This window comes from Candidatus Pantoea symbiotica (genome assembly GCF_056491525.1).
The window spans coordinates 3,342,919-3,361,519 of the sequence record NZ_JBSZHR010000002.1 but is presented as its reverse complement, the minus strand read 5'-3'; the positions used below and the strand labels follow the sequence as shown (position 1 = coordinate 3,361,519).

Below are 18,601 nucleotides of genomic sequence, written 5' to 3'. Positions count from 1 at the left end.
TAATATCCCGCGCATTATTTTGACCGTGTTGGAGTCTCTGAATGAAAGTAACACTGCCCACTTTTGGCAAGGCCACTGTGCTGGTCGTCGGCGATGTAATGTTAGATCGCTATTGGTATGGCCCAACCAGCCGTATTTCCCCGGAAGCGCCGGTGCCGGTGGTGAAAGTGGATACTATTGAAGAGCGTCCAGGCGGCGCGGCAAACGTCGCCATGAACATTGCTGCGCTCGGTGCAGCATCACGGCTGATTGGCTTGACGGGCGCCGATGATGCCGCGCGCGTGCTGAGTGAAACCCTGCAGAAGGTGAATGTCGACTGTGATTTTGTGGCGGTGCAAAGCCATCCAACCATCACTAAGCTGCGCGTGCTGTCGCGCAATCAGCAACTGATTCGCCTCGATTTCGAAGAGGGTTTTGAGCAGATTGATCCGCAGCCGATTCACGATCGTATGCGTCAATCGCTGACGCAAGCGGGTGCGCTGGTGCTGTCTGACTACGCCAAAGGCGCGCTGAATAGCGTACAGACTATGATTCAACTGGCGCGTGAAGCTAATGTGCCGGTGCTGATTGATCCCAAAGGCACTGATTTTGAACGTTATCGCGGTGCGACACTGCTAACGCCAAATTTGTCCGAATTTGAAGCGGTGGTGGGTAAGTGCAAAACCGTGGAAGAGATTGTCAGCCGTGGCATGCAGCTAATCGCTGATTATGAGCTCTCCGCGCTGCTGGTCACCCGTTCAGAGAACGGTATGACGCTGCTGCAGCCGGGCAAAGAACCGCTGCATCTGCCTACGCAGGCGCAGGAAGTGTATGACGTGACCGGCGCGGGCGATACGGTGATTGGCGTGCTGGCTGCGGTGCTGGCAGCCGGCGACAGCCTGGAAGAAGCCTGTTTCCTTGCCAATGCTGCTGCCGGCGTCGTCGTTGGTAAGCTGGGTACTTCTACAGTCAGCACGGTTGAGCTGGAAAATGCCATTCACGCCCGTCCAGAAACGGGATTTGGTGTGATGACCGAAGCGGAACTGAAAGCCGCTGTTGCGCTGGCGCGTCAGCGCGGTGAAAAAGTGGTGATGACCAACGGTGTGTTTGACATCCTGCACGCTGGCCATGTTTCTTATCTGGCGAATGCGCGCAAGCTGGGCGATCGCCTGATTGTGGCCGTTAACAGTGATGCCTCGACTAAGCGTCTGAAAGGCGAAACGCGTCCGGTCAATCCGCAAGAAAATCGCATGATTGTTTTGGGTGCGCTGGAAGCGGTGGATTGGGTTGTACTGTTTGAAGAAGACACGCCACAGCGTCTGATTGCTGGCGTACTGCCGGATCTGTTGGTAAAAGGCGGCGACTACAAGCCGGAAGATATCGCGGGAAGCAAAGAAGTGTGGGCAAACGGCGGTGACGTGCGCGTGCTTAACTTCGAAGATGGCATCTCAACCAGCAACATCATCAAAACGATTCGCAGTCATTAAGTGTAAATCGGCGGGAGTTATGCTCCCGCCGATGAGCTTACTGCGGAGTATCGATTTTTCCAGCAGGATCTGGCGTGATGATTGCCGGCGCGGGTGCTGCTGGACTTTCACTTTCTAACTTCGCCAAACGCTGTTCCAGCGCAGCTAATTTCTCGCGCGTACGCAGCAGAACCTGCGTCTGCACATCAAACTCTTCACGGTTAACCAGGTCCATGCGCGTCAACTGCGCCTGCAATACCTGACGGATTTTCTTTTCGACATCATCGCCAAAATCGCGAATCCCTTTCGGCATAGCTTCATGTACCTGGCGAGCCAGTTGTTCAATTTTTTTCGTGTCGATCATGATTATTTCCTGGTTACGGTGGCCGATAGCTGCGCGTGTTCGGACTCAATAGCTATTAAGTGTAATGCCTGAAACGAAAAGGTTAAACCTGAAATCCGCAACGCAGGAAATGCAAAAGCATTTGCACTTTTGTCGATTGCCCGTCCAGATGATTGGCGTTATAGTTTGTTCGCTTATTCTCAGGGCGGGGCGAAATTCCCCACCGGCGGTAAATCAGCTATAGCTGAAAGCCCGCGAGCGCTTTGACAGCAATGTGAAAGGTCAGCAGATCCGGTGTAATTCCGGAGCCGACGGTTAGAGTCCGGATGGGAGAGGGTAACGACATCAGCCGGGCTTTGCCCGCGTCACGTTTTTGCCATGTGTTTTGTACGCACTCCTAAGCACGCCCTGGTTCTGGTAACTCATATTTTATAAGGTTTTTTTACCATGAATCAGACGCTTCTTTCTGAATTTGGCACGCCTGAACAGCGTGTAGAGCGCGCCATTGATGCGCTGCGCAACGGCCGCGGTGTAATGGTGCTCGACGATGAAAATCGTGAAAACGAAGGTGACATGATCTTCCCGGCAGAAACCATGACCGTTGAGCAGATGGCATTAACCATCCGACACGGCAGCGGTATTGTGTGCCTCTGCATCACCGAAGAACGCCGTCAGCAGCTTGAACTGCCAATGATGGTGGAAACCAACACCAGCGCATACGGCACCGGTTTTACGGTGACGATTGAAGCCGCAAGCGGTGTCACCACCGGCGTTTCTGCTGCCGATCGTATCACCACCATTCGCGCTGCAGTCGCTGATGGCGCTAAGCCGTCAGACCTTAACCGTCCGGGCCATGTCTTCCCGCTGCGCGCGCGTGAAGGCGGAGTTCTGTCTCGCGGTGGACATACCGAAGCGACTATCGATCTGGTGACGCTGGCAGGATTTAAACCTGCGGGTGTACTGTGCGAATTGACCAATGATGATGGCAGCATGGCGCATGCGCCTGAAGCGATCGTGTTTGCTAAGCAACACGATATGCCGGTCGTCACCATTGAAGACCTGGTGGCGTATCGCCGTCAGCGTGAGACGCGTCACGCCAGCTAACTGAATTGATGTAGAAGAAAGAGGCCGGATAGTGATCTATTCGGCCTCTTTTTTTGTTTTAGCGATTGGCATAAAACACATGATTACCAATCACCACGGTACGTTCAAAAGCATGGCGCCAGGCCGGTTTAACGTGGTGCGCATGGAAGAACGTTGCGCCTTTGGTTACGTCCTGTAATTCCCCTTCAACAATCTTTTTTGCCAACTCTCTGGCGCGCTGCCAGCTTTTATCTTCCTTGGGTGGATAACGATAAGGATTCTTTTTGAGAGACGTCCAGGAGAACTGTTTAGGTGCGTACACCACAGGACAGATCTCTTTGACATCCCAATTGGCCCGGTTCATGGTCACCGTGCCAACCGCTATTTGTCCTTTAATCGGTTCGCCACGCGCTTCATGGTAGATATTCATCGCCAGGCACAATATTGCTCCCTGAATTAACATACATTCCACTGCTCATATTTCCAAAACCGAGTGGAGTGTAAGAAGCCGATTCGTTGTATGTAACAAGACCAGTCTCGCTCGGTCTTATGTGCGGGCTATATCACTGATATGTAAAAGGAGTGCACAAAATATTGAGACTCATCTTATCTCTAATTTTCTTGTAAAATGTCATTCAAATTTCCTGATTGAGATCATCATGCTTATCAGCGTTAATCCCTCTGCAAAAGCGCGTATCGTAGCGGTTAATAAAGCGACACTTCGTCAGAGGATGAAACATGAGCACTACACGCATGCCTGCGCTATTCCTTGGTCACGGCAGCCCGATGAACGTACTGGAAGATAATCGTTATACCCAAACCTGGCAGCATTTAGGTGCGACATTGCCACGTCCACGCGCGATTCTCGCGGTTTCGGCGCACTGGTACACACGCGGCACGGCAGTGACGGCGATGAATAATCCGCGCACCATCCATGATTTCGGTGGCTTCCCGCAGGCGCTGTTTGATGTGCGTTATCCCGCGCCGGGATCGCCAGAGCTGGCAAAGCAAGTGATTGATCTGCTCGCGCCAGTCGCCGTTCATGCCGATCAGGAGTGGGGTTTTGATCATGGTTCGTGGGGCGTGCTGGCAAAAATGTATCCCGAGGCCGACATTCCGGTTGTGCAATTGAGTATAGACGGTACTAAACCTGCCGAATGGCACTATGCATTGGGGCAAAAGCTGGCGTCATTGCGAGATGAAGGTGTGATGATCGTGGCTAGCGGTAACGTGGTGCACAATCTGCGTATGCTGCGCTGGCAGGGTGCGGAAACCGCGTATCCGTGGGCGGAAAGCTTCAATCAGTTTGTACGTGAGAATCTGGGTTTCCAGGGCGAGGCCGCGGATCACCCCTTGGTGAACTTTATGCAGCATCCGGATGCACAGCTTGCAAACCCAACGCCTGAACACTATTTACCGCTGCTCTATATTCTTGGTGCGCGTGCTGCTGCTGAAGCGATCAGCATTCCTGTGGAAGGTATGGAGATGGGCGCGATCAGCATGATGTCGGTGCAGATTGGTTAATGCGCGTGGCCGCCCGAAGATTGCGGGCGGCACAGCGTTTACTCAATAAAGGTATGCGGATAGAAGCGCGACAGATCCTGAGTGATCAATGCACGATCTTCGCGTATGCCAATACCGGCAGGTTGATCGTCAATCAGCCAGCTACCGATCAAGGTGTAGCTATCACCAAATTTCGGTAGCTGATAGAACTGCTGAATAATCATGCCTTCTTCGCCATACGGACCATCCGCACGCGCGATCTCCTGGCCGTTCTCAATGATGCGAATATTGGCACCTTCACGTGAAAACAGCGGTTTCACTACGTATTTATCCATCTGCGGCGCGTTTTTATCATCGGCAAAATAGGCGGGCAGCAAATTGGGATGATTGGGGAACATTTCCCAAAGCAGCGGTAACAGCGCTTTATTAGAGATGATGCTTTTCCATGCCGGTTCCAGCCAGCGCACGCCCGCGTCTGCCAGCTTGGTGGAGAACACTTCGCGCAGCATGAATTCCCACGGATAGAGCTTGAACAGATTGCTGATGACCTGATCGTTTACATCAGTAAACTGGCCTCTTTCACCCAGTCCAATCTCATCTATATAGAGAAACTCGCTCGGCAATCCGGCTTCGGTGGCGCAGTCCTGCAGATATTGCACAGTGGCGCGATCTTCTTCGGTATCACGACAGCAGGAGAAGTGCAGCCAGTTGAACCCGAACTGCTGATGCAGCGTAGCGAAGCGCTCTATCAGCTTCTCTTGCAGGCTGTTGAACTGGTCACTGCCCTGCGGCAGGTTACCCGCTGTGACCTGGTCTTCCAGCCAAATCCACTGAAAGAAGGCAGCTTCATACAGCGAGGTTGGCGTGTCGGCGTTGTTTTCCAGCAGCTTGGCGTCACCTTTGCCATCCCATGCCAGATCAAGGCGCGAATAGAGCGATGGCTGGCGCAACTTCCAGGAATCGCGCACAAAATCCCAGGTGTGCTTAGGAATGCAGAATCGGGTGAGCAGCTCGTCACTGTTCACCACTTTCTCCACCGCTTGCAAACACATCTGGTGTAGCTCGGCGGTGGTATCTTCCAGCTGTTCAACCTGCGCTAACGTGAATTGGTAGTACGCATCTTCACACCAGTAAGGTTCGCCATACATGGTGTGAAACTGGAAACCATACTCCGCTGCTTTTTCACGCCAGTCTGGACGTTCAGGGATTGCAATACGTTGCATGCTGCGGCTTAGCCTCCCAGCGAGCGGCTGCCGGTGCCAGAGGCACTGCTGCGCTGCATGGTGTTTTGTTTTGCCACGCTGTCACCAAAGCCGCCACGCGTGATGGTGGAAGTGGTGGCAGGTTTCGGCGCCATGGCTGTTTTCGGCACGTTGATGGTACGACCTGATGTCGCATTGCCGTAGTTTTTACCCGACGCGTCGACAAATTTGCCGTTTGCCGGGCTGTTCGGATTTTTTGGTGAGAACAGCGGCTGCTGGGCAAAGCCTGCGCCACCGCTCATCATACGTCCCATCATGTAACCGGCCATCAATGGCATCCAGAAGCTGCCGCTTTGCTGTGCTTCGGCATTATTAGCGGTCGTTCCAACGCCCGCTTGTGCAGGCGTTTGCTGGCACTGATTCTCACCAAACTCAGCCACACAATCTTCGCGCGTGGCGTATTTTGGCGCGGTACGTTCAGCTTCTTTCTGTGCGTTGTTATACGCAGTGGTACATTGCGCGCTCTGGCCTGGATTGGCTTTGGCGCAATCATCTGCGTTTTGATAGAGCGACACCGTCTCATCACTCTGCTCGCAGCCTGCCAGCATAAACACTGCGCTAACGGCAAAGGCGACTGGCGTTAAGTGGCGTGCCTGCCAGCTTTTACGAAAAGCGGCATGGCGAATATTTTTCGTCCGTTTCATTATTTTCATCCTGTGCCCAAAGGTGCGGTAAAGGATAGGGGATGAGCGGTGGAAAATGAAGCGCGAAGCCAGATGGGGAAAGCATCTTTACGTAGCTATACGATTGAATGCGAAAGGGGCCGCATGCGGCCCCTTGGGGAATTAATTACCGAATGGATTTCCGCTGCTGCGTGCGGCAGCTGGACGGGCTTGTGCGGCGGCTGAAGGCGATGACGCTTTCGGACCGTTATCCACACGCGCGGCCTGCTGGTTATTTTCCGGCGCCACCACTTCTGGTGTCGTGGTGATCTCTTTGCCCAGCGTGCTGTTCAGCTGCTGCAGATCCTGCTCGTTCAGCGTACCCAGCGCATATTTGATATTCAGCTGGTTAATCAGATAGCTATAACGCGCATCAGAAAGCTGCTGTTTAGCATTGAACAGCGTGGTGGTTGCATCCAGCACATCAACGATGGTACGCGTACCAACTTGATAACCCGCTTCCATCGCATCCAATGAGCTTTGTGCTGAGACAACCGCCTGCTTGTAAGCATCGATGCTGCTGATAGAGGCATTCACGTTATTGAATGAAGAACGCACCGTCTGAACCGCGCTACGATGTGCGCCTTCCAGCTGCTCGCTGGCCGCGACATAGTTGTACTGCGCCTGTTTTACCTGGGAGGTAACCGAACCGCCGCTATACAGTGGCATGGTGAAGCTCAGACCAACCTGGTTAGAACCGGTGATAGAGTCGGTGCTGCCGGCGCTCTGATTGGCGCGGCTGCCGCCATATTTGCTGTTCGACATACCGGTTGACGCAGTCAAGTCCAGCGTTGGCATGTGGCCGGTTTCAGCTGAACGAATCTGCTCACGTGCCAGATCCTGGCTCAGACGCGCAGACAGCAAGGTCAGGTTGCGGCTCTCTGCTTCTTTTAGCAGGCTGGCAACAGCATCTGGACGCGCGGTTTTGAAACGATCGATATTCAGAGAAGCCAGCGACAGATAATCCATGCCGGTAATCTGACGCAGCGATTCCACCGCATTATCGAGGTTGTTACGTGCGGTCACTTCGTTGGCCAGCACGGTGTCATACTGTGCGCGGGCGTTCTGCACGTCAGTGATCGCGACCAAACCCACGTTGAAGCGCTGAGTAGTTTGATCCAATTCGCGGTAGATCGACTGTTTCTGTGCTTCGGTGTAAGAAAGCGTATCGATCGCCTTCAACACGTTGAAATAGGCAGTTGCACTATTCAGAATCAGATCTTGCTGAGCAACCTGATAAGTGACGTCCTGAATACCGGCTTGTTTTTCCTGCAGCGACAGCGCGCGCCATTTCGACATGTCGAAAATAGTTTGAGTTAATTGCAGAGAGGCGCTGGTCGTGTTGGAATGAAGTCCGCTGCTGTCACGGTAGCCATTGTTATAAGTGTAATCTGCGCCCAAGCCTAACTGCGGCAATAAAGGACTACGCGCTTCATTGATTTTCTCAAATGCTGCGTCGCGGTTAGCGGCAGAGGAGCGCAGATCGGGGTTGCTAAGGCGCGCCTGCTGATAGACCTGCAACAGGTTTTCTGCCTGGCTGGCAAGGCTGAATCCGCCCAGGCTCAGTCCAATAAAAAGTGGGAGCAGTTTTTTCATTTGCATTCCTTTTGTTGCAGCAAAATGCACTGGTAGTGCTGCAGGTAAGCCAAAAAAATAATCGCCGATTCTACAGAGGCGGCGTCAGAGATAAGTTGGCTGAACGTGCCTTCTTCCCCTAATTTACGTAAATAATTCAAAAAGAACCACTCGGACGGAGCGGTAGACTTGGCTTTTCTTTGCTCCATCCCAATCTGCATAAGGAATCAGACGATGGCGAGTGCAAAAAAATCCCCTGTGACTTTCACAAAAAACGATGTAGAAATTATTGCACGCGAAACGCGTTACGATGGTTTTTTTTCCATCGTCAGCTACCGTTTCCGTCACCGTCGTTTTAATGGCGAAATGAGTGGTGAAGTGGTGCGCGAAGTTTTTGAGCGCGGACACGCCGCCGTGCTGCTACCCTATGATCCCTTACGCGATGAAGTGGTGCTGATCGAACAGATCCGCATTCCCGCTTTTGATTCCAGCCCAACGCCCTGGCTGCTGGAAATGGTGGCTGGCATCATCGAACCTGGCGAAACACCAGAAGATGTCGCACGACGTGAGGCGGTAGAAGAGGCTGGCCTCAAGGTTGGCCGCGTCAAACCGATAGTGAATTACTTAGCCAGCCCCGGCGGAACGTCTGAACGTTTGTCGGTGCTGGTAGGCGAAGTGGATGCCAGCCTGGCAGAGGGAAATCACGGGCTGGAGGAAGAGAATGAGGATATTCTTGTCCATGTGGTGAGCCGCGAACAGGCTTATCGCTGGGTGGAAGAGGGGATTATTGATAACGCGGCATCTGTCATCGCCTTGCAATGGCTGGCGTTGCACCATGAAAAACTACGAGAAGAGTGGAAGCTAAAATGAAACAGCGCTATACCCCTGACTTTCCCGAAATGATGCGCCTGTGCGAAACCAATTTTGCCCAGCTGCGTCGCCTGCTGCCACGCAATGATGAGGCAGGCGCATCGGTGATTTATCAGGTGAATGGCGCCAGCTATCAGCTCACCATCGAAGAATCGACCCGTTACACCACGCTGGTGGAAGTGCGTCAGGTGGCGCCTGCGGTGAGTTACTGGAGCCTGCCTTCTATGTCTGTGCGGCTCTACCATGATGCGATGGTCGCTGAAGTGTGTTCCACTAAACAGATCTACCGATTTAAAGCGCGCTATGATTATCCTAATAAAAAATTGCATCAGCGCGATGAAAAACATCAGATTAACCAGTTCCTTGCGGATTGGTTGCGTTACTGCTTAGCGCATGGCGCTGTGGCAGTACCGGTTTGCTGATAGCGTAAAAAACGCAACGATGGCGTGGAGATTAAGGAAACGCTTTGGATAGCCTGCTAACTCTTCCTGCGCGAGATGGGTCTGATATCAGGATTTTACAAATCACGGATACCCATCTTTTTGCTGGAAAACATCAATCGCTGCTTGGGGTGAATACCTGGTCGAGTTTTGATGCGGTGCTGGATGCCATTGAGGCACAACAGCAGCATTATGATCTGATTATCGCCACCGGCGATCTCGCTCAGGATCACACCGTCGAAGCTTACCAACATTTTGTAGCGGGCATTAACCGTCTGCCGAAACCTTGCGTCTGGCTGCCGGGAAATCACGATTTTCAGCCGGCGATGGTGGATACACTGGCCGATGCGGGTATTAAGTCAGACAAGCATGTTCTGTTAGGCGATCACTGGCAGCTGGTGCTGCTCGATAGCCAGGTATTTGGTGTACCGCACGGCATGTTGAGCGAATACCAGCTTGAGTGGCTGCACACCGCGCTCAGCAAGTATCCGGAACGTCACACCTTAGTGCTGCTGCATCACCATCCGCTGGCTTCCGGTTGTACCTGGTTAGATCAGCACAGCTTGCGTAATCCACATCAGCTGGAAGCAGTACTGCAACACTTCCCGCGTGCGCGCAATCTGGTGTGCGGCCATATTCATCAGGAACTCGATCTCGACTGGCATGGTCGCCGCGTAATGGCTTCACCATCGACCTGCGTCCAGTTCAAACCGCATTGCACTAACTTCACTATTGATACGCTGTCGCCAGGCTGGCGCTGGTTCACTTTGCAGCCAGACGGCGTGCTGCAAACCGAAGTGAACCGCCTGCAAAGCGACATGTTCCGCCCCGATCTTGATTCCGAGGGCTACTAAGCAATGGCGGCGCTGATCTATCTGCACGGCTTCAACAGTTCCCCGCAATCGGCGAAAGCCACCCAGCTGCAGCAATGGCTCAACGAGCAGCATCCACACATCAATGTGATGGTGCCGCAACTGCCGACGTTTCCGGCCGAAGCCGCCACCATGCTGGAAGAGCTGGTGATGCAGTATTCCGGTGAACCGCTGGGATTGGTGGGATCGTCGCTGGGCGGCTATTTTGCTACCTGGCTGTCGCAGTGTTTTATGTTGCCAGCGGTGGTGGTCAATCCCGCCGTAAGGCCATTTGAGCTGCTGGTGGATTATCTCGGCGAAAACCGTAATCCCTACACCGGCCAGCAATATGTGTTAGAGTCTCGCCACATTTACGATCTGAAAGTAATGCAGATTGACCCTCTTGAAGCGCCCGATTTACTCTGGCTGCTGCAACAAACCGGCGATGAAATACTCGATTATCGCCAGGCGCTGGAGTATTACAGCGCATGCCGCCAGACGGTTGAAGAGGGCGGCAATCATGCCTATATCGGATTCGAACGCCATTTCGCACAGATAGTTGATTTTCTGGGAGTAAACGCCCAGTAGCTTTGCGAGATGGGGCCATTTTCCTATTGCCAATCAGACATTTACGATGAGCCAATCAAGCTATAATGCCGATGCCATTGAGGTCCTGACCGGCCTTGAACCGGTGCGTCGTCGTCCGGGGATGTACACCGATACCACGCGCCCAAACCATCTGGGCCAGGAAGTGATCGATAACAGCGTCGATGAGGCGCTGGCCGGTCACGCCAAACGTGTGGAAGTGATTCTTCATGCCGATCAGTCATTGGAAGTTATTGATGATGGTCGTGGCATGCCGGTGGATATTCATCCGGAAGAAGGCGTACCTGCGGTTGAGCTGATTCTTTGTCGCCTGCACGCGGGCGGCAAATTCTCCAATAAAAACTATCAGTTCTCAGGCGGCTTGCACGGCGTCGGGATCTCGGTGGTTAACGCCTTATCAAAGCGCGTCGAAGTTACCGTGCGTCGTAACGGCGAAATCTACCAGATTGCCTTCGAAAATGGCGACAAGGTGCAGGATCTTACGGTTACCGGTACCGTCGGTAAACGCAACACCGGCACCAGCGTGCATTTCTGGCCAGATGAAAGCTTCTTTGATAGCCCGCGTTTCTCCGTTTCCCGCTTATCACATTTGTTAAAAGCCAAAGCCGTGCTCTGCCCGGGCGTTGAAATTGTCTTTAAAGACAAGGTAAATGACACCGAACAAACCTGGATGTATCAGGATGGCCTGACCGATTACCTGTGTGAAGCGATTGACGGCTTACCAACGCTGCCGGAAAAACCTTTTGTTGGCAGTTTTGCCGGCGATGTGGAAGCGGTGGATTGGGCGCTGCTGTGGCTGCCGGAAGGCGGTGAGCTGCTGACGGAAAGCTACGTCAACCTGATCCCAACCATGCAAGGCGGCACGCACGTTAACGGCTTACGTCAGGGATTGCTGGATGCCATGCGTGAGTTCTGCGAATACCGCAATATTTTGCCGCGCGGCGTGAAGCTCTCGGCGGAAGATATCTGGGATCGCTGTGCGTACGTACTGTCGGTGAAAATGCAGGATCCCCAGTTTGCTGGTCAGACTAAAGAGCGCCTGTCGTCACGTCAGTGTGCGGCGTTTGTTTCGGCGGTGGTGAAAGATGCCTTCAGCCTGTGGCTGAACCAGAACGTGCAGGCGGCTGAAATGCTGGCCGAGCTGGCGATCTCCAGCGCACAGCGCCGTATGCGTGCCGCAAAGAAAGTGGTGCGTAAAAAACTCACCAGCGGACCGGCGCTGCCGGGCAAACTGGCTGACTGCACCGCGCAGGATTTGAATCGAACCGAACTGTTCCTCGTCGAAGGGGATTCTGCGGGCGGATCCGCCAAGCAGGCGCGCGATCGCGATTATCAGGCGATCATGCCGTTGAAAGGTAAGATCCTCAACACATGGGAAGTATCTTCAGACGAAGTGCTGGCTTCGCAAGAAGTGCATGATATTTCAGTGGCGATCGGTATTGATCCTGATAGTGAAGATCTGAGCCAGCTGCGTTACGGCAAGATCTGTATCCTTGCGGATGCAGACTCAGATGGTTTGCACATCGCGACGTTGCTGTGCGCGCTGTTCGTGAAGCATTTCCGTTCGCTGGTGCAGCACGGCCATGTGTATGTGGCGATGCCGCCGCTGTATCGCATCGATCTCGGCAAAGAAGTCTATTACGCCTTAGATGAAGATGAGAAAGAGGGCGTGCTGGACCAGCTGAAGCGTAAGAAAGGTAAGCCGAATGTGCAGCGCTTTAAGGGCTTGGGTGAAATGAACCCGCTGCAGCTGCGCGAAACCACGCTCGATCCGAACACACGTCGTCTGGTGCAATTGACGATCAGCGATGAGGATGTCGACCAAACGCTGCGCGTGATGGATATGCTGTTAGCGAAGAAACGCTCGGAAGATCGCCGAAACTGGCTGCAAGAGAAAGGCGATTTAGCCGACCTCGAAGTGTAAAAATTGGGACGCCACGGCGTCCCTTTTTATAGCTGCTGCAGCGCCTGTTTAATCCGCATAATTACCGAGCTCCACTCTTCATCCTGCCCGCGCGCAAACAGTTGCATCTGTGGATACCACGGCGAATCATCGCGATTTTCTAACCAGCGCCAATCTCGCGCCCAGGCAGGCAACATTACCCAGCAAGGTTTCCCCAGCGCACCCGCTAAGTGGATTACTGACGTATCCACGCCAATCACCAAATCCAGTTGTGAAATAACGGCGGCGGTATCCTGATAATCAGTGAATTGGGCGCCCAATGGCTGAAGGTGAGGAAAATGATTTACTTCTTCCTCTCCAGCTCCTTTTTGCAAACTAACCCAATGCGTTTCTGGTACAGAAAATAGAGTTGCCAGTTCAGACAGATGTGACAGCGAACGCTGCCTGTCATTTTTGTGTGCGCTGGAACCTTTCCACACAATGCCAATTTTTTTACCTGTGCCAGCAATCGGCCATTTCGCCTGATGCTCAGGTGCGCCAGATAAATAAGGAACATCGGCATTGAATGGCTGCGGCGAGTTGAGAAAATGTTGCGGCAAATCCAGCAGTGAACACCAATAATCGGCCTGCGGCAGCGCCTGATGTTTATCTTCCCTGATTAAATAACTATCTACATTTTTCAAGCTTGCCATTAAAGGTTTCAAGGCGGCGTTGCCGATCATGATTACCTTAGCGGCATGCTTTTCCGATTTTACCCGTGAGAGAAAACGGCAAAACTGAATCTCATCACCCAGTCCTTGTTCCGTTCGCACCAGCAGCGTCATACCAACTAAGTCTTCACCTTGCCAGTAACGAATAGGTAGCTCAGGTAAGGTAAAAAAGCGCTCAGGATTATCTGTTGCGTAACGTGCCTGATAATTGCGCCAGCCAGCAGCAAAGTTACCTTGCTGTAACTGGACCATGCCGAGCGCATTCTGGCAGCGACGGTCGCCATTACGCTCATGCATCACGCGTTGCATCTGGCTTTCTGCTTCTTGCAGTTGCCCCATGTGAGCCAGCAAGGTGCTCATACCATAACGCGCTTCGGTATAATCTGGCTGAATACGCATCGCCTGGCGGTACTGATGCAATGCTGCAGAATAACGATGCTGTTTGTGCAGCAAAATAGCGTAGTTGTTGTGGCAAGCTGCATAGCGGTCACGCGCTTGCAGAGCGGCTCGATAATGCTGCTCTGCCTCAGCAAAGCGGCCCGCATCATAATGGGTTAAACCAAGGCCATTGAGCAGCCCGGCATCTTGTGGTGAAAGCGTTAAAGCACGCTGATAGTAGCGCTGCGCCGTATCGACATCACCAGTGCGCCGTGCCAACCGCGCGGCTTCATGCAGGAACCAGCCATCATAGGGAGCCAGTGTGAGATGAGCACGAATCTTGCGCCAGGCTTCATCTTGCTTTCCTCGTTGGATCAACTGAGTTACAGCTTGCTGCTGACGTAAGTCGTTACCCATCCGAGGTTTATGACGCATTATGATATCCTGCCGCTGATTGAGGTGGCGTAATTTACAACAGATATTGCGGCAACAACGCCAGGACAGGTCTTGAACCGTTCTCTGAGGATGAGAATTTTGAAAATTACACTGGAAGAATTGCGTGCCTGGGTGACGGTTGTGGATACCGGTTCAATCACTGCTGCGGCAGAACAGTTGGAACAAACCAGCTCCGGTATTAGTCGTGCGTTGAGTCGCTTAGAAAGCAAGCTGCAAACCACGTTAATGCACCGCACAACTCGTCGTCTGGCGTTGACCGAAGAAGGGCTTATTTTCCTCGATCACGCGCGGCAGATTCTCGCTTCAGTCGAGCAAGCGGAAGAACATATTGCTCAGCGCAGAGACATTCCCTCAGGGCGGCTACGCGTTAATGCCAACACACCCTTTACTTTGCACGTTATTGTGCCGCTTGTTGCAGAGTTCAGTCAGCGCTATCCGCATATTCAACTTGAACTGAACACTGACGACATCGTCATCGACCTGCTGGAGCAGCAAACAGACATTGCCATCCGCATCGGTGAGTTGCGGGACTCCACGCTGCGCGCGCGCGTCCTTGGCAGCAGCGTGATACGTCTATTGGCCAGTCCGGCATATCTGGAGAAATATGGCGTTCCAGAAAGCGTGGATGCGCTGGTGAATCATCAACTGCTGGGGTTTAGTCACCTTGATGCGCATAACATTTGGCCGGTTTGGCAGCGAGAAGGAGAGTTCCTGCGCATCAAACCTACGTTATCTGCTTCGAGTGGTGAAACGCTTCGTCAACTGGCATTGGCAGGGCAAGGCATTGTGCGTTTATCTGATTTTGTCAGCCGTGAAGATCGCATCAATGGACGTCTGGTGCAGGTTCTGGAAACGGAAACGCGCGAGCAGCGCCTACCTATCCACGCGGTTTACTATCGCAACCAATCTCTTACCTCCCGCATCACCTGTTTTCTGGATTTTTTGCGCGAAAAAATTCAGGAAAATCATCTGTTATAGTCCTGTTATGGTTTAATTATTTCCCTTCTCTGGTCGTTTTGTTTTCCATAAAGGTTTGTTAATTCAGGTAGTTAATTAACTAACTGGCTTTTTGACAATGTTGGGAAATTTTTTCTTTCCTAACGGGACGTTTCTTATGTCTCGGAAATCTCTCTTTCCTGATTATGTCGCTCACTTTGAGCCCACGGAGGTGGGTTGAGCCAGGGAGATTGCTGCGCTTGTACGCAACCGCGCAATCAAAATCTAAATGACGGAAGGGATTAATCATGAACGTTTCGCCCGTGAGTGTTGCGGTTATTGATAAAAAAACAATAACGAAAGCGGAAGCATTGCGTGTAGGCAAAGAGGGTAAAGCTGCGAAAATTCAGGCTATTACCAACGGAAAATACTTGCTGACCCAAGGTAACGATGGTGTTGCACCTGAAAATATTACTGTTAAGCGTGTAGGCAAAAATCTGCTGGTGATGCTGGAAGGTTCAGATGCCAACGATCCTGATCTGATTATCGAAGACTTTTTTGCCAAATCGGGTTCCTTAGTCGGTAAAGCAGAAGATGGCGCGATGCACGAATACGTCGCCACTGATGGTAACTCCGATCACGATGCTGCCGCTTTAGCTGATGGTGAAACCAGTGCTTTAGCCTTGGGCGAAAGCACCGTTGAGAGTGACGGTGGCTTCGCGCTGGCTTCGGGTTTTGAGTGGTCACCAGCGTTGATCGCTTTGGGCGGTTTGGCAGCTATCGCAGCAGCCGCGGGCCTGGGTTTCCTGGCCGCTAAACAGCAGTATCAGGACAGCAACAGCGGCAGTAACAACAACGGAAATGGTGGCAGTGGCGGCGACGGTGGCGACGGCGGTAAAGGTGGGGACGGCGGCAAAGGTGGCGGTGATAACGGTGGCGGCGACGTAAATATTCCGGTCGTAAGCGGTCTTTACGATGACGTGGGAAGTGTAACGGGTTTGATCGCCAAAGGTGGCCGCACTGATGATACAACTCCAACTCTGAATGGTACCGGCACCAAAGGTAACGTTATCGAGATTTGGGATGGCGAGAAGAAGATTGGTGAAACTACCGTTGGAGAAAACGGTAGCTGGTCGTTTACGCCAGGCACTGCTCTGTCAGCCGGCGATCACAGCATCACCACACGTGAGCGTAATGAGAGCGGTGTGGTCGGTGAGTCAAGCGAAGCATGGAACTTCACCGTTGACTTGACCGCACCAGCTAAAGGTTCAATTGATGGCATGATCGATGATTCGGTTAATCCAGCAAAAGAGATTGTAAACGGTGGTTTGACAAAAGACAGCACGCCGGTTTTGTCGGGTAAAGCTGAACAGGGTTCTACCGTTGAAATCTGGAAAAATGGCCAACTGATCGGTACGGCGCAAACGGATAATGAGGGGAACTGGAAATTTATTAGTCCAGTATTGGAAGATGGTAAGCACGATTTCAGCGTAGTGGTGGTTGATCAGGTGGGTAATAAATCCCTGCCTTCTACGCCATGGATTGTTGAGGTCGATACCATCGCGCCAGAAAACCAGGGCATCGGTCAAATTTCAGATGATGATGGCGCACCAATCGGTTCTGGCGAGGAAACAGAAGACAGCACGCCTACCTTTGAAGGCAAAGGTGAGAAGGGCGAAATTATCAAAATTATCGATAACGGTAAGGTCATTGGTAGCACGGTTGTTGATGATAAAGGTGAATGGACCTTTACACCGAAACAACCGATTGATAATGGCGAGCATGAATTCCAGATTATTGTTACCGATCCTGCTGGAAATGAATCTGCACCTTCTGACAAAGTCATAATTACAATCGACGATCCTAATTTCGATCCAGGCAAAGAAGTTGAGCCAAATCCGGAAGTGCCTGTAACAGGAACTATCGATGGCGTCTTCAAAGATAACAATGACGCCGGTATTAAATACCCGGTTGGAAACGGTGGCAGTGACTCAAACGATCCAACGATGATTATTGAAGGTTCGGGTCAGGCAGGTAATATTGTTTATCTGTGGATTACGGGCACGAATGGGCATACATATCACTCTGTAACGGTTAACACTGAAGGTAAATGGAGTTTCACCACCCCAGAGCTTGCTGAAGATGTTTATAAAATTGAAGCAGCCTTCAAAGATGCTGATGGTGTAGTAACAGCTAAAACGGATGTTTATCAGGTTGAAGTGGATACCACGCCTCCTGGTCCGCCGGATCTTGGTAATCTCTCTATTAATGGGCTGGATTTGTCGGAGCTATTATCAGAACAAAGCCAATCATTATTAAACGAGCCGTTGGAAGATAATGCCGTCATTCACGATATTAAAAATAGTTTGCTGAATGATATTGATTTCATTAATGATGCCAATAGTATTACCGCTACAGGTGTATTAACGTCGAATGATTCAAGTATTAATTCCGCATATGAGATGAAAGACTTTATCGATTATTCATCACAAAACTAATATTTAAAAGTAGCAGGTGTCTCCAGACACCTGTTTTCTGGAGTGATTATGAAAAATAAAACTATCATGATGCTGGCTGCATTCGCCTCATTGTCAGCCATCACTGTATTTAATGCTCAAGCACAAAATAATTTTGGGCAAGCCTGGCGTTCAATGCCTGCAGCTGCTGCGGACCAGGTACGTATTGTTTATTATCGTCCGGCGGACGCTATCGGTAATTCACCGGCACATATCTATGTTGATGGCGAATTTCAAACCGCTCTGCTTGCTGGCGGCTACAGCACATTCTGTGTAAATCCAGGCGTGCATTCGCTGGCGAGTTTCACAAATGACGCGCCATCCTATCAGGGCAAGCAACAACAGCCATGGCGTGACAACTTGGCTGCAGGGAAAACCTATTACATCCGTGCTAGCCTGGATGGTTCCGGCCGTCCATTGGTGACCAGCGAGACAGAAGCCCAGCAGCAGCTGGTGGGTACTCGCCAGCAAACCCATCTGTTATCACGCGTCTCCTCTGTAGTGGCTTGCCAGGCAGGAACCACCCAATCTTATGATAATTATGAGTTTTCATCAGATCTGCTCTTTAAGTTTGCCAGCGCCAATAGCAGCGATATTTCCAATGAAGGCCGTAATGCTATTCAGCAGTTTGCCGCCATGATTAAGCGCCAGTCGAATAATCAGCCGCATATTGTGGTTACCGGATTCACCGATCCAATAGGCGACGAGAATAGCAACATGAAATTAGGTCAGCTTCGTGCGGATACGATTAAGAAACTTTTAGTTAATAATGGGATCTCAAGTGCCAATATTTCTTCTCAAAGTATGGGAGAAAGTCAGGTAACTATGCAATGTCAGGGATCGCAGAAAGAGCAAGTAGCCTGCTATGCCAATGAGCGTCGCGTTATTATTAGTGTTGAGAATAAATAATAGCGTTAATTATTTCTAAATATTTACAGGTGGCTTTTCTATAAATATCAGATGGCCACTTTTACCCTCTTTTTATCTTTATTAGCTAATCAAAGATATATAGGGTTTTAAGACGTGTCCTGTGTAACGCGTTTCACTAACTAACCGAAAATG

The 18,601-nt window shown here is 51.6% G+C and carries 18 protein-coding genes and 1 riboswitch; of the genes, 11 read left to right on the top strand and 7 right to left on the bottom strand.

Going from position 1 to position 18,601, the window contains the following annotated elements:
- Nucleotides 1–41: 41 nt before the first annotated feature.
- Nucleotides 42–1,466, top strand: coding sequence for a bifunctional D-glycero-beta-D-manno-heptose-7-phosphate kinase/D-glycero-beta-D-manno-heptose 1-phosphate adenylyltransferase HldE (gene hldE / locus ACXIZX_RS16050; protein WP_008103420.1), 1,425 nt, complete (start codon nucleotides 42–44; stop codon nucleotides 1,464–1,466).
- A gap of 37 nt (nucleotides 1,467–1,503) precedes the next feature.
- On the opposite strand, the gene ubiK is transcribed toward hldE, so the two are convergent.
- Nucleotides 1,504–1,809, bottom strand: coding sequence for a ubiquinone biosynthesis accessory factor UbiK (ubiK, locus tag ACXIZX_RS16045; protein ID WP_008103418.1), 306 nt, complete (start codon nucleotides 1,807–1,809; stop codon nucleotides 1,504–1,506).
- Nucleotides 1,810–1,980: 171 nt separating this feature from the next.
- Nucleotides 1,981–2,130: riboswitch (FMN riboswitch) on the top strand.
- A 105-nt stretch (nucleotides 2,131–2,235) separates the two neighbouring features.
- Between ubiK and ribB the strand changes: the two genes are divergently transcribed.
- Complete coding sequence (ribB, locus tag ACXIZX_RS16040; protein WP_008103416.1) at nucleotides 2,236–2,892, top strand: 3,4-dihydroxy-2-butanone-4-phosphate synthase; 657 nt, start codon at nucleotides 2,236–2,238, stop codon at nucleotides 2,890–2,892.
- A 58-nt stretch (nucleotides 2,893–2,950) separates the two neighbouring features.
- On the opposite strand, the gene ACXIZX_RS16035 is transcribed toward ribB, so the two are convergent.
- Complete coding sequence (locus ACXIZX_RS16035) at nucleotides 2,951–3,334, bottom strand: cell wall hydrolase (protein WP_008103414.1); 384 nt, start codon at nucleotides 3,332–3,334, stop codon at nucleotides 2,951–2,953.
- A gap of 275 nt (nucleotides 3,335–3,609) precedes the next feature.
- Here ACXIZX_RS16035 and ygiD point away from each other — a divergent pair, with 275 nt between their 5' ends.
- A complete protein-coding gene (ygiD, locus tag ACXIZX_RS16030) occupies nucleotides 3,610–4,395 on the top strand; it encodes a 4,5-DOPA-extradiol-dioxygenase (RefSeq protein ID WP_479404519.1) in 786 nt (261 codons plus the stop codon).
- A gap of 38 nt (nucleotides 4,396–4,433) precedes the next feature.
- Here the strand turns inward: ygiD and ACXIZX_RS16025 are convergent, their stop codons facing one another.
- The 4 genes from ACXIZX_RS16025 to ACXIZX_RS16010 form a co-directional block, all read right to left on the bottom strand.
- Nucleotides 4,434–5,597, bottom strand: a complete 1,164-nt coding sequence (locus tag ACXIZX_RS16025; protein ID WP_479404518.1) for a glutathionylspermidine synthase family protein — start codon at nucleotides 5,595–5,597, stop codon at nucleotides 4,434–4,436.
- Between the two features lie 8 nt (nucleotides 5,598–5,605).
- Nucleotides 5,606–6,280 (bottom strand): DUF1190 family protein, encoded by a 675-nt coding sequence (locus tag ACXIZX_RS16020; RefSeq protein ID WP_008103408.1) that lies wholly within the window; start codon nucleotides 6,278–6,280, stop codon nucleotides 5,606–5,608.
- Nucleotides 6,281–6,421: 141 nt separating this feature from the next.
- Nucleotides 6,422–7,894 (bottom strand): outer membrane channel protein TolC, encoded by a 1,473-nt coding sequence (tolC, locus tag ACXIZX_RS16015; protein ID WP_061720468.1) that lies wholly within the window; start codon nucleotides 7,892–7,894, stop codon nucleotides 6,422–6,424.
- Nucleotides 7,891–8,082 (bottom strand): hypothetical protein, encoded by a 192-nt coding sequence (locus tag ACXIZX_RS16010; protein ID WP_225614418.1) that lies wholly within the window; start codon nucleotides 8,080–8,082, stop codon nucleotides 7,891–7,893. Before ACXIZX_RS16010 ends, tolC begins: the two co-directional genes overlap by 4 nt.
- Nucleotides 8,083–8,107: 25 nt before the next feature.
- Here ACXIZX_RS16010 and nudF point away from each other — a divergent pair, with 25 nt between their 5' ends.
- The 5 genes from nudF to parE are packed head-to-tail and all read left to right on the top strand — an operon-like array spanning nucleotide 8,108 to nucleotide 12,564.
- Nucleotides 8,108–8,743 carry an ADP-ribose diphosphatase gene (gene nudF / locus ACXIZX_RS16005; RefSeq protein ID WP_008103402.1) on the top strand — a complete coding sequence of 212 codons (636 nt, stop codon included), beginning with the start codon at nucleotides 8,108–8,110 and terminating at the stop codon, nucleotides 8,741–8,743.
- Nucleotides 8,740–9,165, top strand: a complete 426-nt coding sequence (locus ACXIZX_RS16000; RefSeq protein WP_008103400.1) for a DUF1249 family protein — start codon at nucleotides 8,740–8,742, stop codon at nucleotides 9,163–9,165. The genes nudF and ACXIZX_RS16000 overlap by 4 nt, the downstream gene beginning before the upstream one ends.
- A gap of 44 nt (nucleotides 9,166–9,209) precedes the next feature.
- The gene (gene cpdA / locus ACXIZX_RS15995; RefSeq protein ID WP_008103398.1) at nucleotides 9,210–10,037 is read left to right on the top strand and encodes a 3',5'-cyclic-AMP phosphodiesterase; all 828 of its coding nucleotides are present in this window, start codon (nucleotides 9,210–9,212) and stop codon (nucleotides 10,035–10,037) included.
- A 3-nt stretch (nucleotides 10,038–10,040) separates the two neighbouring features.
- Nucleotides 10,041–10,622, top strand: coding sequence for an esterase YqiA (gene yqiA, locus ACXIZX_RS15990; protein WP_479404517.1), 582 nt, complete (start codon nucleotides 10,041–10,043; stop codon nucleotides 10,620–10,622).
- A 46-nt stretch (nucleotides 10,623–10,668) separates the two neighbouring features.
- A complete protein-coding gene (gene parE, locus ACXIZX_RS15985) occupies nucleotides 10,669–12,564 on the top strand; it encodes a DNA topoisomerase IV subunit B (RefSeq protein WP_061720471.1) in 1,896 nt (631 codons plus the stop codon).
- A 26-nt stretch (nucleotides 12,565–12,590) separates the two neighbouring features.
- Here parE and ACXIZX_RS15980 read toward each other — a convergent pair whose 3' ends face one another.
- Entirely contained in the window at nucleotides 12,591–14,066 is a 1,476-nt protein-coding gene (locus ACXIZX_RS15980) for a tetratricopeptide repeat protein (protein WP_479404516.1), read from the bottom strand.
- Between the two features lie 99 nt (nucleotides 14,067–14,165).
- On the opposite strand from ACXIZX_RS15980, the gene ACXIZX_RS15975 reads away from it, so the two are divergent.
- The 3 genes from ACXIZX_RS15975 to ACXIZX_RS15965 all read left to right on the top strand — a co-directional run bounded on the left by ACXIZX_RS15975 (nucleotide 14,166) and on the right by ACXIZX_RS15965 (nucleotide 18,448).
- A complete protein-coding gene (locus ACXIZX_RS15975; protein WP_179452124.1) occupies nucleotides 14,166–15,065 on the top strand; it encodes a LysR substrate-binding domain-containing protein in 900 nt (299 codons plus the stop codon).
- Between the two features lie 266 nt (nucleotides 15,066–15,331).
- Nucleotides 15,332–17,521: an Ig-like domain-containing protein gene (locus tag ACXIZX_RS15970; RefSeq protein ID WP_479404515.1), complete on the top strand. Its 2,190-nt coding sequence runs from the start codon at nucleotides 15,332–15,334 to the stop codon at nucleotides 17,519–17,521.
- A gap of 48 nt (nucleotides 17,522–17,569) precedes the next feature.
- Nucleotides 17,570–18,448, top strand: a complete 879-nt coding sequence (locus ACXIZX_RS15965; RefSeq protein ID WP_008103387.1) for an OmpA family protein — start codon at nucleotides 17,570–17,572, stop codon at nucleotides 18,446–18,448.
- Nucleotides 18,449–18,601 lie beyond the last annotated feature (153 nt).